The sequence below is a fragment of the Methylobacterium crusticola genome, from assembly GCF_003574465.1.
GTDB classification, from domain to species: Bacteria; Pseudomonadota; Alphaproteobacteria; order Rhizobiales; family Beijerinckiaceae; genus Methylobacterium; species Methylobacterium crusticola.
Window position 1 is genome coordinate 1 of the sequence record NZ_QOWC01000012.1, and the last position, 14,155, is coordinate 14,155.

At 76.0% G+C, this 14,155-nt stretch carries 10 protein-coding genes; 3 read left to right on the plus strand and 7 right to left on the minus strand.

Features of this window, described 5'->3' with window-relative positions; all coding sequences use genetic code 11:
- Positions 1-67: 67 nt before the first annotated feature.
- Together DT057_RS09995 and DT057_RS10000 are read right to left on the minus strand one after the other, a co-directional pair.
- The gene (locus DT057_RS09995) at positions 68-1,681 is read right to left on the minus strand and encodes a glucosamine inositolphosphorylceramide transferase family protein (protein WP_128561947.1); all 1,614 of its coding nucleotides are present in this window, start codon (positions 1,679-1,681) and stop codon (positions 68-70) included.
- Positions 1,681-2,946: a VpsF family polysaccharide biosynthesis protein gene (locus DT057_RS10000; protein ID WP_128561948.1), complete on the minus strand. Its 1,266-nt coding sequence runs from the start codon at positions 2,944-2,946 to the stop codon at positions 1,681-1,683. Before DT057_RS10000 ends, DT057_RS09995 begins: the two co-directional genes overlap by 1 nt.
- A gap of 221 nt (positions 2,947-3,167) precedes the next feature.
- On the opposite strand from DT057_RS10000, the gene DT057_RS10005 reads away from it, so the two are divergent.
- Entirely contained in the window at positions 3,168-4,298 is a 1,131-nt protein-coding gene (locus tag DT057_RS10005; protein ID WP_128561949.1) for a glycosyltransferase family 4 protein, read from the plus strand.
- A gap of 20 nt (positions 4,299-4,318) precedes the next feature.
- On the opposite strand, the gene DT057_RS10010 is transcribed toward DT057_RS10005, so the two are convergent.
- Entirely contained in the window at positions 4,319-5,770 is a 1,452-nt protein-coding gene (locus DT057_RS10010) for a phenylacetate--CoA ligase family protein (protein WP_203236240.1), read from the minus strand.
- Between the two features lie 173 nt (positions 5,771-5,943).
- On the opposite strand from DT057_RS10010, the gene DT057_RS10015 reads away from it, so the two are divergent.
- Entirely contained in the window at positions 5,944-7,146 is a 1,203-nt protein-coding gene (locus DT057_RS10015; RefSeq protein WP_128561950.1) for a glycosyltransferase, read from the plus strand.
- Here the strand turns inward: DT057_RS10015 and DT057_RS10020 are convergent.
- From DT057_RS10020 to wecB, 4 genes are read right to left on the minus strand one after another with little or no spacing between them, the layout of a single operon-like run.
- On the minus strand, positions 7,033-8,577 hold the full coding sequence (locus DT057_RS10020) for a lipopolysaccharide biosynthesis protein (protein ID WP_128561951.1): 1,545 nt from the start codon (positions 8,575-8,577) through the stop codon (positions 7,033-7,035). The genes DT057_RS10015 and DT057_RS10020 overlap by 114 nt on opposite strands.
- Positions 8,578-8,581: 4 nt before the next feature.
- On the minus strand, positions 8,582-9,358 hold the full coding sequence (locus tag DT057_RS10025) for a WecB/TagA/CpsF family glycosyltransferase (RefSeq protein ID WP_128561952.1): 777 nt from the start codon (positions 9,356-9,358) through the stop codon (positions 8,582-8,584).
- A 29-nt stretch (positions 9,359-9,387) separates the two neighbouring features.
- On the minus strand, positions 9,388-10,656 hold the full coding sequence (wecC, locus tag DT057_RS10030; protein ID WP_128561953.1) for a UDP-N-acetyl-D-mannosamine dehydrogenase: 1,269 nt from the start codon (positions 10,654-10,656) through the stop codon (positions 9,388-9,390).
- A gap of 44 nt (positions 10,657-10,700) precedes the next feature.
- Entirely contained in the window at positions 10,701-11,909 is a 1,209-nt protein-coding gene (gene wecB / locus DT057_RS10035; RefSeq protein ID WP_128561954.1) for a non-hydrolyzing UDP-N-acetylglucosamine 2-epimerase, read from the minus strand.
- Positions 11,910-12,119: 210 nt separating this feature from the next.
- On the opposite strand from wecB, the gene DT057_RS10040 reads away from it, so the two are divergent.
- On the plus strand, positions 12,120-14,090 hold the full coding sequence (locus DT057_RS10040; protein ID WP_162501365.1) for a heparinase II/III family protein: 1,971 nt from the start codon (positions 12,120-12,122) through the stop codon (positions 14,088-14,090).
- The last annotated feature ends 65 nt before the right edge of the window (positions 14,091-14,155 follow it).

Consider the following 14,155-nt stretch of genomic DNA (forward strand, 5'->3'; position numbering starts at 1 on the left):
CGGGCCCGCTCCCGGCGGGCGGCCGGGCCCGCTCCCGGCGGGCAACCGGGCCCGCCGGCGCCGGGCCTCAGAACATGCCGTCCACGACCTCGAGCGTCCCGTCCCGGTTGAGGGTGTGGAGGCCCGACCGGGCCCAGGCCGGACCCGGCGCGACCACGGCCGCCAGGGTCTGGCGGTAGGCGGTCGGCGTGAGGGCGTCGACGCGGCAGAGCGCCAGCGCCGACCCGTAGCCGCCGCTGGCGTCCTGGGCCGGGCGCCAGAGCTCGCCGCCGAGCCGGTAGAGGTGGCCGCCCGGCCGCGCCGCCCGCAGGTCCAGCACCACGGGGTTGCGCGGGTGCGGCGTCCAGGGGCCGAGGAGGTCGGGGGCGGAGAACAGGCTCAGCGTGTCGCGCACCGAGGCCTGGAAGGGATGCGTGCAGGCGAACATCCACCACAGCCCGCCCGCCCGCGTCAGGGTCACGTCGGAGGCCGCGATCCCGTCGAGGAGGATGGCGGCGCGCTCCCAGCGGTCGGGCAGCGCCGCGGCCCGGTAGAGTTCGACGCGGCCCGCGACGGAACTCTCCGGGATCATCCAGGCCGCGCCGGCATGGCCGAACACGAACGGGTAGGAGAGGTGGTGGGCCTCCTCGAGGACCGGGCGCGGCGTCCCGATGCTGCCGTCCGGGGCGATCTCGGCCGCCGAGATCAGGCCCTTCCGGCGGGCGTAGCAGTATTCCTCGACGAAGAGGAAGCGCCGGTCGCCCGCGCGGTACAGGAACGGATCGGCGTAGTAGCGCCGCCCGTCGTCGGGCAGGACCGTGTAGCCGCCCTCCGGCAGGCGTCGCGTGCGGCCGAGGAACGCGTCCTCGTGCGCGAGGCGGCGCCAGCCGACGTGCCAGCGCTCGGGGCGCGTGCAGAGGTCCGTCAGGCGCTCGGCGAGCTTGCGGGCGCCCGTGCGGGCGGCGAACCCCGCCACGGCGGCGGCGCCGACCCGCGGCCCCGGCCGGGCGGTCCGGCCCGGGGAGGGTGCCGGCAGGGGCCGGCCGGCCTCGGCGAGGCAGAGGGTGAGCACCGCGCTGAAGACGCGGTTGAGCGCCCGGGTCAGCACCGTGCGGCTCTCCACCGCCGGCAGCAGCTCCGGATCGTCGCCGGCCACATCCTCGCCGGCCAGGTCTCCGCCAATCACGTCTCCGCCAGTCAGGTCTCCGCCCGCCAGGTCTCCGCCGGCCGGGCGTGCGCCGCCCGACAGGCGGAGGCGGATCGGCGCGCCCGCCATGACGGCGGCCACGAGCCCCTCGTCGCCCGCGCACCCGTTGTAGAGCGGGCAGAGGCCCGCGCCCCCGTCGGCCGCGGGCTCGGCGAGATCGATCAGGAGGTCGGCCGGGCCGCTCGGGACCGGCCAGGCCGACCGGACCGGGCCGGAGGCCACGAGGTCGGCCGCCTGCTCGCCCTTCAGGCGGAAGACCGGCCGCTCGAGCTCGAGGAGGAGCCGCAGCGCCGCCGGGTAGGGCCGCCCCTCCGCGAACGCCACCGCGACGCGCCGGCCGGGCAGCGCCGCCAGCGCGTCGAGGAGCCAGACCTGCCAGCGCCAGAGCCGCTGCGGGTCGAGGCGCACGACGATGCGCGCCGCGCCCTCCGGGGCCGCGGGCCCGCCCGGCCCGGGAGCAGGGCCCTCCCGCGGGGTGAGCCCGCCCTCCAGCATCACGCGGCCCCCGGGCCGGGCGCGCGGCGGGGCGGCCCGCCCGGATGCATGGTCACCGCCAGCACGATGATCAGGAACACCGAGGAGGTCTTCGTCGAGAGGCCGTTGTTGCTGAGCGCGATGGCGAAGAACGCCACGACCGCCATCGCGGCGCTCGGGCGCGAGCCCCGCAGGATGACCCGGACGAGGCGCGCCATCATGCCGAGCAGGAGGGCGGCGCCGAAGAGCCCGAACTGCACCACGAAGACGAGGAGTGAGCTCTCGATGAAGGGCAGGCCGTACTTCTCCTGCACGAGCTTGAGCACGGCGTCGATGTCGCCGCCGAGGAGGATGTCGCGCCACGGCAGGAAGGCGAGCACGCCGTAGACCTCGATGCGCGCCGAGGCGTTCTCGTCGGCGATGCCGCCGCCGAAGCGGCCGAGGGCGCCCGCCGCGACGAGGCCGGCGAGCACGACCGGGCCGACGAGGACGGCGCCGAGCGCCACGAGCAGCCGGCGCTCCTGCCGGCGGCGCGGCTCCAGGCCGGCGCCGGCCTGCGCCACCATCAGGACGAGCGCGCAGGCCCCCCCCACCAGGGTGGCGAGGCGCGCGCCCGAGACGACGCAGCCCGCGAGCAGGATGGCGCCCGCCGCGAGCTTGCCCCCCCGCGGCCAGTCGCCCGCCGCCACGAAGCCGATGGCGACCGCGCACCAGAGCCCGAGCTCCAGGGGGTGGGTGGTCAGGCCGGTCGGACGGAACACCGCCTCGCCCTCGCTGAACGGCATCACCCGCACCTTGAGGACGAACTCCGCGACCGCCACGAGGGCGCTCAGCACCATGTAGCCGAGGAGCGCGTGCCCGAGCCCCCGGCGCCAGGCCTGCGGGAACGCGAACAGCAGCACCAGGGCGATGTGGGTGACGTAGCTGTCGAGGAGGTAGCCGACCGAGCTGCTGTGGCCGGTGACCGAGGCGAAGACCAGGAGGCCGGCGGCGGTGGCGCAGAACGCCATCAGGGCCCGCACCACCCGCAATTCCCACTCCGTGAGCACGATGCGGAAGTTGAGCAGCACGACCACGCCGACCGCGAGCAGTCCCCAGAAGGTCGGGTGGATCTTCTCCACGATCGATCCGCCCTCGGACGTGTAGCTCATCACGAGGTCGAGCAGGCGGGAATTCACGGCGATCCGCGCCAGGATCAGGCCCGCGAACGACAGGAACAGAGCAGAGTAGAGCGGCGTCGCCCTGCCGTCCGGCTGCCCCTCGATGGTCCTGTCGAGACTGCTCATCGCCGCCATTCCGCTGCGTCGTGGCGATCCGTAAACGACGTGGCGGGCCAGCAACACGGCAGAACGGTTAATATTGCGTCTCGATCCACACAATATTCCCGCGCCCCGCCCCGCCCGCGCCGGAATCCCGGCCGGTCCGGCCCGCCCTCGCGGCGGGCCGTAAGGCTTTGTTGAGGCCGGGCGGCCCAGGCTCGCGCGATGCCGAGAGCCGGGAGTCGCCCGTGACCATCCACGCCGGGGCCCCGCCGGCCGCAGGGACGCACCCGCGGCCGCTGCGCGTGCTGTGCGTCACGCCCACGGGCCCCGAGGGTCGGGGGGGCATCGACCGGCTCTACCGCTACCTCCGGGGCGCCGGCCGCCTCGGGGCGGGGGACGGGCTCGAGACCCGCTACCTCGCGAGCCGCGGCCCCGCCGAGGGCCGGCGCTGGATGGCGGAGTTCCCCGTCCGGGCGGCGGGCTTCGCCCTCGCCCTGGCGCGGTTCCGCCCCGACGTCGTCCACCTCAACTTCGCGACCGGCGGCAGCCTGCCGCGCAAATGGGCCCTGGCGCGGCTCGCCCGGGCCTTCGGCCACCCGGTGGTGATCCACTTCCACGGGCAGTTCCCCCTCGAGGGGATCGCGGCCCGGGACGCGGCGGGACGGCTCTTCGTGGCCCTGTGCCGGCTCGCCGACCGGGTCGTGGCCCTCGGCGAGGTGTCGCGGGGCCGCTTCATCGAGGCGGCGGGCGTGCGCCCCGAGCGCGTCCGGGTCGTGCCGAACGGCATCGCGGACTTCGCCCGCGACCTCGCCCTGCCGAAGGTGGCAGGCCAGGGCCCGGTGCGCCTCCTCCTCGCCGGCGAGGTCGGCGAGCGCAAGGGCGTGCCGGTGCTGATCGCCGCCCTGGCGCGCCTGCCCCCGGAGGCGCAATGGACCTGCACGGTCGCGGGCAACGGCGAGGTCGAGCGCTGCCGGCGGCTCGCCGCGGAGGCGGGCCTGTCGGGGCGCGTCGCGTTCACCGGCTGGACGCCGCCCGAGGAGGTCCACCGCCTGATGCGGGAGGCCGACATCGTGGTGCTGCCCTCCCTCGCCGAGAACATGCCGCTCTCCCTGATCGAGGGCGCCTGCGCGGGCGCCGCCCTGGTGGCGACGCCGATCGCCGAGACCCGGGCCATCGTGCGCGACGGCGAGAACGGCCTGATCGTGACGCGCGACCCCGCGGCGGTCGCGGACGCCCTCGCGGGCCTCATCGGCGACCGGGCCCGGCTCGGGGCGATGCAGGCGGCCTCGCGCCGCCACTACGAGGAGAGCTTCACGCTCGACGCCCTCGCCGACCGGCTGGCCGCGCTCTACCGCGAGGTCGCCGGCCGGCCCTGACCCGCTCGCCCGCACCGGCCCTAGTCCGCCGCCGCATCGGCGTCCGCGAGGTCGGAATCCGCGAGGCGGGCGGCGTCGCGGGCGACGGGCAGGCGCTGGTCGATGAACTTCCGCTTGCCCCGCACCGTGGTGGGGATTTGGTCGACGATCTCGAGCCGCATCTCGAGCTCCCCGGCCGCCTTGCGGTTCGCCCGCAGCAGGTAGCCGGTGAAGTCCGGCACGGCGCCGTTGCGGGGCACGATGCGCAGCGAGACGCGGCCCGGCTCCTCCTGGACGAACTGGAACTCGCCGACGCCCAGGATCTCCTCGTCGACCTGGAGCATGCCGGAGAGCGGCACCAGGATGCCGGAGCGCCCGACGAGGTAGTCGTGGCCGTGCCGCGGCACGATGCGGCGGACGCGCAGGCGGGCGCCGTTCTGCGGGCTCGCCGCCTCGACGAGCTCGGCCTCGTCGCCGGTCTCGTAGCGGATCAGCGGCATGCCCGGGAACAGGAGGCCGGTCGAGACGAGCCGCCCGCGCCCGCCCGGCCGCGTCACCGGCTCGCCCGCGGGATCGACGATCTCGGTCAGGCCGTAGAGGGGCTCGAACGCGTAGGTGTCGGGCTCCCCCCGGACCTCGTTGGCGAAGGCGACCTTCTCGGACAGGCCGTAGAAGGGCGCCAGCACGGCCTCCGGGAAGGCCCGCTCCAGGTTGCGCCGCAGCGGGGCCGGGATGCGCTCGGAGACCGGCAGCACGCCCCGGATCTGCCGCAGGGGCGCGTGCGCCCGCAGGACGTAGGCGGCGAAGATCGCGAGCGCCGAGGGGTAGCCGTGCAGGAACGCGATGCCGCGGGCGCGGATCGCCGCGAGGTAGCCGGCCATCACGCCGTCCGAGAGGTGGAACACCGAGCAGCGCAGCTCGCCCAGGGCCGGCTCGTCGTGCATGTGGTCCGGCCCGGCGATGTCGACCCCGCGGAACACCGCCCGGGTGTCGCCGGGGCCGAACCCGGCCCGGGCCCAGGCGTCGTGCACGAAGGCGTACTCGATCGGCGAGCGGCCGCGGTCGATGAGGAACTTGACCGGCCGGCCGGAGCTGCCGCCCGTGACGCACTCGTCGAGCCGGGAGGGATCCCTGGTGCAGAGGCGCCGTCCCTCGGCCACCACCTCCGCCCCGGTCAGGACCGGGATGCGGGCCCAGGCCGCCCGGAGCGCGGCGCCGTCGAGGGGCCCGTCCCCGAGCGCCGGCGCGAGCCGCGCCCTCCAGGCGGGGCTCGCGTCCCGGGCCCGCGCGACGAGGGCCAGGAGGGCGGCGTCCTGCGCGGCCTGCGCGAAGGCCGGGTCGCGCCCCGCCCGGGCGATGCGGGCGCGCCAGGTCCGGTAGGTGCCGCCGTACTTCAGGGCCGGCGGGACGTGGCGCAGGACCCGGCCGAGGCCGAGGCGCGTGCCGAGGGGGAGGCGCGCGTAGGCGCCCCGTGCGACGTCGAGGGCGTTCATGGGTGCGGTCCTCCCGCGTTCATCGCTCTGCAACCGGTGGGGCCTAGGGTCCCGGGCGACCGGCGGGAGACCCTTCCATCCGGGCCGAGGCCTACCCGCCAAAGGTTGTGTTTCGATGGAGGCCGGCGCGCGAAACCCACGGGTCTCGCCGCCGCCATCGTGGGAGACGCCCGATGCCCACCGCGACCCTGCCCCGCATCGCCGTCTACGTCCCGGCCCTGGTCGGGGGCGGGGCGGAGCGCGCGGCGGCGATCCTCGCCTCCGGCTTCCGGGCCGCGGGGGCGGAGGTCCGGCTGTTCGTGGACTTCGAGGCGGCGGAGAACCGCGGCTTCCTGGATCCGGCCGTCGCCGTCGTGCCCCTCGGCCGCTCGCATGCCGGCGCCGTGCGGGCCCTCGCCCGCCACCTCGCGGCGGGGACCGCCGACGTGGTGCTGGCGGTCGGCGGGGCCGCGAACCTGAAGCTCGCGGCGGCGCAGGCCCTCGCCCGCGCCGGCCGCATCCCGATCGTCCTGTCGTTCCACGGGCGCTCCGACGTCGGCCGCGGGCGCCTCGGCTGGGCCGCCTTCGCGCTGAGCCCCCTCCTGACCCGCCGCGCCGCCCGCACGGTCTGCGTCTCGCAGAGCCTGCGGCGCCACCTCGTCGAGGAGTGGCGGGGCCTCGCCGCCCGGGTCGTCGCCATCCCGAACGCCATCCCGGTCGAGGCGGCCCGCGCCGCGCTCGGCGAGGCGGAGCTGCTCGCCCGGCCGGCCACCATCGTGGCCCTCGGCCGCCTCGTGCGCGAGAAGGATTTTCCCACCCTGATCCGGGCGGCCGCCCGCCTGCCCGGCGACGCGACCCTGGTGATCCACGGCGAGGGGCCGGAGCGGGGCGCGCTGCAGGCCCTGGCCAACGACCTCGGCTTCGGCGCGCGCCTGGTCCTGCCCGGCTACGCCGCGAACCCCTGGCCGGCCTACGGCGAGGGCCGGGTCTTCGCCCTCTCGTCCCTCAGCGAGGGGTTCGGCAACGTCGTGGTCGAGGCCCTGGCCTCCGGCCTGCCGGTCGTCGCGACGGATTGCGGCGGCCCCCGCGAGATCCTGGAGGACGGCCGGCACGGCGCCCTCGTGCCGGTCGGCGACGTGGACGGGCTGGCGCGCGCCCTCGCCGGGGCGCTCGCCCGGCCGGGCGATCCGGCGCCGCGGGTCGCGCGGGCCCAGCGCTACGCGACGCATCGGGTGGTGCATGACTACCTCGCCCTGTTCGACGACGTGATCCGGGAGACCGCCTCAGGGCTTGGGCAGGGAGGTCTCGGGCAGGGAGGTCTCGGGCAGGGAGGAGGTTCTGCGCAGGGAGGAGGTCCTCGGCAGGGCCTTGAGGGTGACGCCCGCCTCCGCGGCTGACCCCGGCAGGTCCCAGGGCGCCTCGAGGGCCCGGCGGATCGAGACGCCGAGCAGCGTCAGCGCCGCGGCGTAGACCACCCCGTAGGCGAGCGTGCTGCCGACCAGCACCGCGAGCGGGCCGGCCGGCCCCAGGAGGTTGCGCACGCCGACCAGCACCAGGGCGGCGCAGACATTCGAGGCCGCGATCCGCGCGAGCCCGCCCCAGGGCATCGGGATCGGCACGACCCGGGAGGTGACGAGCCCGGTGACCAGGCAGGCGGCGGCGCCCGCCATCGCGTAGGCGATGCCCGCCCCCACGATGCCGAGGCGCGGGATCAGCACGCAGCAGAGCAGCAGCCCGAGGAGCGCGGAGGGCAGCATCGAGACCGGCTGCAGCCAGGTCCGCTTCGAGAGGTGGAAGGCGTTGTCGAAGATGAAGAACTTCGTGATGATGAACAGCGACCCGAGGGCGAGCCACGGCACCAGCAGGGCCCCGTCCGGCCGGTAATCCTCGGGCAGCACGACGGCGAGGAGCGGGCAGGCGAGCAGGGCGAGGCCGGCCACGATCGCGCCCCCGATCATCATCAGGGTCATGAGGAGGCCCGCCTGCGCCTGGCCGGCCGCGGCGGCGCCGTCCCGCTCGTAGGTCCGCACGAGGTGCGGGAAGGCGTAGCTGTTGAGCGGTCCGGCGAAGAGGTCGACGGGCTGGCGCGAGAGCGAGTAGGCGGCGGCCAGGACCGCGACCGCGTGGGGGCCCATCAGGACGTCGACGGCGTAGCGGTCGACGAGCCCCAGCGTGTAGGCCAGCAGGCTCGCCAGCATGATCGGCAGGCCGAACGCCAGCGCGGCGCCGTAGCCGGTGCGCGCCCGCTGGGGCGGGGCGACGCCCCGCAGGGCGAGCGCCAGGCCGACGAGGCCCGCGAGCAGCGTGGCCCCGGCAAGGCCCAGGGCGGTCGCGAGGAAGTTCGGGCCGACCGCGAGGGCCGCGCCCGTGGCGGCCAGCAGGGTGCCGCCCGCCCGCAGCGCTTCGACGGCCGCGTAGGAGCGGTGCATGCGCCGGATCTGCAGCAGGATCAGCGACAGGCGCAGGGGCGCGAAGGCGATCAGGTAGGCGGCGACCGCGAGCGCGAAGGGCGTGCCCTGCTCCTGGCGCACGAGGCCGCTCGCCGCCGCGAGGGCGAGGGAGACGCCGGTCGTCACCCCGGTCAGCGCGACGATCCGCCCGAAGCGGCGCGGCCGCACCCGCCCGCTGCCCCCCTCGCTGCGCAGGGCGAACACCCGGACCCAGTTGCCGAGCGCCATGTCGAAGAGCTCGCCCGTCGTGATCACGAGCACGAACAGCCCGTACTCCGCCATCGGCATCAGGCGGGTGAGCACGAGGAGCAGCACGAACATCAGCGCCCGGGGCGCGAGGTTGGCCACGAAGTAGAGGGTGTAGGCGGCGCGCGCCATCGTGTCAGGTCCTCGTCCGGGGCACGGCGCCGGGGCGCCGGGCGGTCAGGCGACGGGCCGCGTCGGCGAGGAGGAGCCCGGCGAAGACGGCGTTGGTGCGAAGGTAGCGCGAGGCGAGGCGCCGGGGCTCCTGGGCGAGCCGGTAGGCCCACTCGGCCCCCATGATCTGCACGAGCCGGGGCGCGCGCCGGACCCGGCCGGCCACGACGTCGAGGGAGCCGCCGACCCCCATCACGAAGGGCACGCCGAGGGCGTCCCGGTGGCGGTGCATGAAGCGCTCCTTCTGGGGCGTCGGCAGGGCCACGAACAGGCAGTCGGCCCCGCTCGCGACGATGCGCCGGCAGATCTCCGCCTCCTGGTCGGGGCGGAAGTAGCCGTGGTGGCTGCCCGCGAGCGCGAGGCCCGGGTGGCGCCGCACCAGGGCGCGGCCGGCATCCGCCACCACGTCGGGCTTGGCGCCGAGCAGGAAGGGCCGGAACCCCTCAGCCGCGCAGGCGCCCATCAGGCTCTCGAACAGGTCGATGCCCGCGACGCGCTCGGGCCGGCCGTGCCCCTGGAGGCGCAGTGCCAGCGCGATGCCGGCGCCGTCGATGCCCACGAGGTCGCTCTCCCGGACGTCGCGGTCGAGCTCCGGGTCCCGGCGGGCGGTGACGAGCTTGGCGACGTTGAGGGCGACGTGCTGGCACCGCGGCGCCTCGCCCCGCATGGCGGCGAGCGCCCGTGCGACGGTCTCGCGGTGGCTGAGGAGGTCGACCGGAAGGCCGAGGAGCTCGACGCGCATGGGATTGTGTCCTCGATGGGGGCGGCGGATCAGGCGGCCTCGGCCGCGTTGGCGAGGAGGCCGGCGGCGTCGACCACGATCTTCGAGGCGACTGTGCCGGCGTTGAGGCCGCGGAAGCGGTCGTGCGCCACCAGGATGCCGACGATGTCGGCGGACGCGACCGCCTCGCCGAGGGACGAGAGCACGACGTCGTTGCGGCCGCGCAGGCTCGCGGGCAGCTCGCGGATGTGGGGCTCGACGATCATCAGCCGCCCGGCCTGGCGCTCCGCCAGGGCGTTGGCGATGTGGAGGGCCGGGCTCTCGCGCAGGTCGTCGACGTTCGGCTTGTAGGCGAGCCCGAGGAGCGCGATCGTCGGCTCGCGGAAGCGCGACGCGATCGTGGCGATGCGGTCGGCCAGGAAGTGGGGCTTGTTGTCGTTCACCTCGCGGGCGGCGCGGATCAGCGGCGTGTGGTTCGGCAGCGCCTCGTGGATGAACCAGGGATCGACCGGGATGCAGTGGCCGCCGACGCCGGCGCCCGGCGACAGGATGTTCACCCGCGGGTGGAGGTTCGCCAGGCGGATCACCGACCAGACGTCGAGGCCGAAGGCGTCGCAGACCAGCGACAGCTCGTTGGCGAAGGCGACGTTGACGTCCCGGTAGGCGTTCTCGACGAGCTTCGAGAGCTCGGCGGCGGGCGCCGTGGTCAGCCGGTTCGGGCCGGTCGCGAAGGCGGCGTAGAGGTCGCGGGCCGCCACGGCGCTGCGCCGGTCGAGGCCGCCGTAGGTGCGCGGGTTGTCGATGAGCTCGCGCAGGGTCTGGCCGGGCAGGATGCGCTCCGGGCTGTAGGCCAGGAGCACGTCGGAGCATTCCGGCGCGGTGTCGGGGAAGCTGAGGTCGGGGCGCAGGGAGCGGAGCTGCTCGGCGGCCTTCTGGGTGCTGCCGACCGGGCAGGTGGACTCGATGATCACGAGGTCGCCGCGCTTCAGCACCGGGGCGATCGACGCGAGGGCGGCCCGCACGGCGCCGAGGTCGGCGCTGCGGTCGTCCCGGATCGGCGTCGGCACCGCGATCAGGAAGGCGTCGGCGGCCTCGGGCACCGTCGTGGCGCGCAGGTTGCCGGAGGTGACGACGGCGCGCAGCACGATGTCGAGGTCGGGCTCGATGAAGTGGGCCTCGCCCGAGCGGATGCGCGCGACGGCGTCCTCCCGGATGTCGACCCCGATGACCTGGAGGCCGCGGGACGCGAAGGTCGCGGCGGTGGGCAGGCCGACGTAGCCGAGGCCGATCACCGAGATGGTCTGACGGGTCGTGGTCATGAACGCGTGTCTCCGGGAAGGAATCTGGATCGAAGGGGGCGGGGTCAGGCGATGCGCTGGGCGCCGCGGGCGGCCCGGGCGGGATCGGCGAACTCGCGCGGGATGAGCGGGCGCAGGCGCACCGGCATCGGCGCTCCGGCATGGGCCACGAGGTCCGCCACGATGCGGTCGCTGGCGTGGCCGTCGCCGAACGGGCTCGCGCCGCTCGCCATCGCGGCGTAGGTCGCGGAATCGTCGAGGAGCCGGTGGACCGCCGACACGATGGTCGCCGGGTCGGTGCCGACGAGGCGCGCGACGCCGGCCTCGACGGCCTCGGCGCGCTCGCTCGTGTCGCGCATCACCAGCACGGGCTTGCGCAGGACGGGCGCCTCCTCCTGCACGCCGCCGGAATCCGTCAGGATCAGGCTGGCGCGGGTCATCAGGTAGACGAATTCCGGGTAGTCGAGGGGCTCGATCAGGCGGATGCCCGGGATCCCCCCGAGGCGGGCGTGCACGGGGCCGCGGACGTTCGGGTTCGGGTGGACCGGGTAGACGACCTGCACGCCGGGACGGCCGGCGATGCGGGCGAGGGCCTCGCAGATGCTCTCGAAGCCGGAGCCGAAGCTCTCGCGCCGGTGGCCCGTGACAAGGATCGTCCGCGCGCCCGCCTCGAGCCAGCCGAAGGCCGCCTCCAGCCGCGACCGCGTCGCGCCCGGGACCGCGACCGCCTCGGCGGTGCGCAGCAGCGCGTCGATGCCCGTGTTACCGGTGACGAGGATGCGGTCGGCCGCAATCCCCTCCATCAGGAGGGCGGCGCGCGCCCGCTGCGTCGGGGCGTAGTGGCGCTCGGCCAGGACCGCGGTGACGCGCCGGTTGGCCTCCTCGGGCCAGGGGCTCGCGAGGTTGCCGGTGCGCAGGCCCGCCTCCACGTGCCCCACGGCGATCCGGCGGAAGAACGCCGCCATGCCGGCCGCCGTGCTGGTGGCGGTGTCGCCCTGGACCAGGACGTAGTCCGGGCGCCACTCGGCCAGGATGCCGTCGAGGCCCGTCATCACCCCGGCGAAGACGTCGGAGAGGGTCTGGTCGGGCCGCATCAGGGCCAGGTCGTCGTCGGGACGGATCGCGAAGGTGGCCAGCACGCTGTCGAGCATGCCGCGATGCTGCCCGGTCACGCACACCCGCGAGGTGACGCCGGGCGTCTCCCGCAGCGTCGCGATCACCGGGGCCATCTTGATCGCCTCCGGTCGCGTTCCGAACACGGAAAGGATCTTCATTGGAGCCTGCACCCTGTCGGGCGTCCATCGCCCGGATGACACCGGGTTCAGCAAGACGGGCACCAGCCAGGGACTGCCGAAAAGTGTCGTTTTCCGATACTGATCCTATGGCTGCGCTTCTGGATTGTAGCCGCTCCGGTCATATCGGGATTCGACATGTTTCAATCTGAGACCGGACCTGCGCCGCCCCCGCGGCCGCGAACGCCCCGGATGGCGCGCCTCGGCTGGTACCTCGCGCGCCTGCGGGCCATGAGCCCGGCGGAGATCGGCCACCGGCTCGCGGAGGCGGGGCGCAAGCGGCGCTGGCGCCGCCGCCCGGTCGGCTGGGACGCCGCCCCGCCGGGCGCCGAGGGGCCGCTGCCCGGGTTCCCGGACCTGCGCGCCGGGCTCGCGGCCGCGGCGGACGTGCCGGCGGTGCGCGAGAGCCTGGAGCGGGTGCGCCAGCGGCGCCTGCGCTTCCTCGGCCGCGACTGGCCGCCGGCCTTCCTGGAGGTGCCGGGCGAGGCGAGCGGGTTCTGGCTCCACGACCCGGTCACCGGCGGGCGCTGGCCCGGCGCCGAGGCCTCGTCGTTCCGGGTCGACGTGCGCTCCACCTCGGACGCGCCGGGCCCGGACGGGACGCTCGGGGACGTCAAGTACGTCTGGGAGCCGAGCCGGCTCCAGCTCCTGCATCCCCTGGCGGCGGCGCTCGCGGCCGGCGAGGCCTGGGCGGGGCCGGCCGCCGCCGGGCTCCTGCGCTCCTGGGCCGAGGCGAACCCGCCCTACGGCGGCGTGCACTGGGTCTCGGGCATCGAGCTCGCGATGCGCCTCGTGAGCGTGGCGCTCCTCGCCGCCGCGGCGGGCCCCGAGGGGCTGGAGCCGGCCGACCGGGCGCTGGTGCGCCAGGTCGCGGCGGCCCACGCGCACCACCTCGCGGCGTTCCCGTCGCTCCATTCCTCGGCCAACAACCACCGGGTGGCCGAGGGGCTCGGGCTCCTCGTCGCCGGCCTGCTCCTGCCGGAGCGGGGGGCATCCTGGGAGGGGGAGGGCCGCGCCATCCTGGAGGCGGAGGCTGAGCGCCAGATCCTGCCCGACGGCGTCGGGGCCGAGCAATCGCCGACCTACCAGGCCTTCACCATGGAGATGCTCGCCCTCGCGGCGCTGCTCGCCCGCGGGGCCGGCCGGCCGCTCGCGGCCGGAATCGGCGACCGGCTCGCCCGCGGCGCCGCGTTCCTGCTCGCCCTGATGGACGAGGCCGGCCACGTGCCGGCGATCGGCGACGACGACGAGGGTCGCGTCCTCGCCCAGCCGCCCGACCGGGAGCCGCGCTACGTCGCCTCCGTGACGGCGGCGGTGGCAGGCCTGACCGGGCGGCCGGACCTGCTGCCGCCGGACCGCGATCTCCACCTGCGGGACGCCGTGTTCGGCACCCGCGGCGCGCGCCGGCCCGCGGCGCTGCCCGAGGGCCTGCGGGTCTTCCCCGAGGGCGGCTACAGCGCGGCCCGGGAGCGCGTCGCCGGGAGGAGCGTCCACGTCGTCCTCGACCACGGGCCCCTCGGCTACCTCGCGCTCGCGGCCCACGGCCACGCCGACGCCCTGGCGCTCTGGCTCGGCATCGACGGCCAGCCGGTGCTGATCGACGCCGGGACCTACCTGTACCATTCCGGCCGCGCCCGCCGCACGGCTCTGCGGGAGAGCCCGGCCCACAACACCCTGAGCATCGCGGGCGCCTCCCAGAGCGTCGCCTCGGCGGGCTTCAGCTGGTCGAGCCGGGCCGACGCCGCGCTGACCGCGCAGGAGCCGGGCCGGTTCTGGTCGGTGACCGGCGCGCATGCGGGCTACGCGCGGCGCTTCGGCGCGCGCCACGTCCGCCGCCTGAGCCGCACGCCGGAGGGCCTCGCGATCGCGGACCGGCTCGAGGGCGCGCCCCGGCCCCTGCCCGTGGAGGTGCGCTTCCTGCTCCATCCCGACCTCGCCGTCGCGCAGAGGGACGGGGAGGTGATGGTCGCGGGCGCGGACGGGCCGCTGTGCCGTTTCGTGCCACCGTCCGGTTTCGGCACGGCCCTGCTCCGGAACGGCGAGCCCGGGGCCGTCCACTCGGCGCGCTTCGGCCACCTCGCGCCGGCCCAGGCCGTCGTGCTCACGGGCCGCCTCGCGGCCGAGCCGGCCCTCACCCGCATCGTGGTCCTGCCGGACCGCTGAGGCGGCCCGGGCGGGGGCCGGGCGGCCCCGCTCGGTCGCTCCCCGCGCCCTGGTCCCCCGCTTGC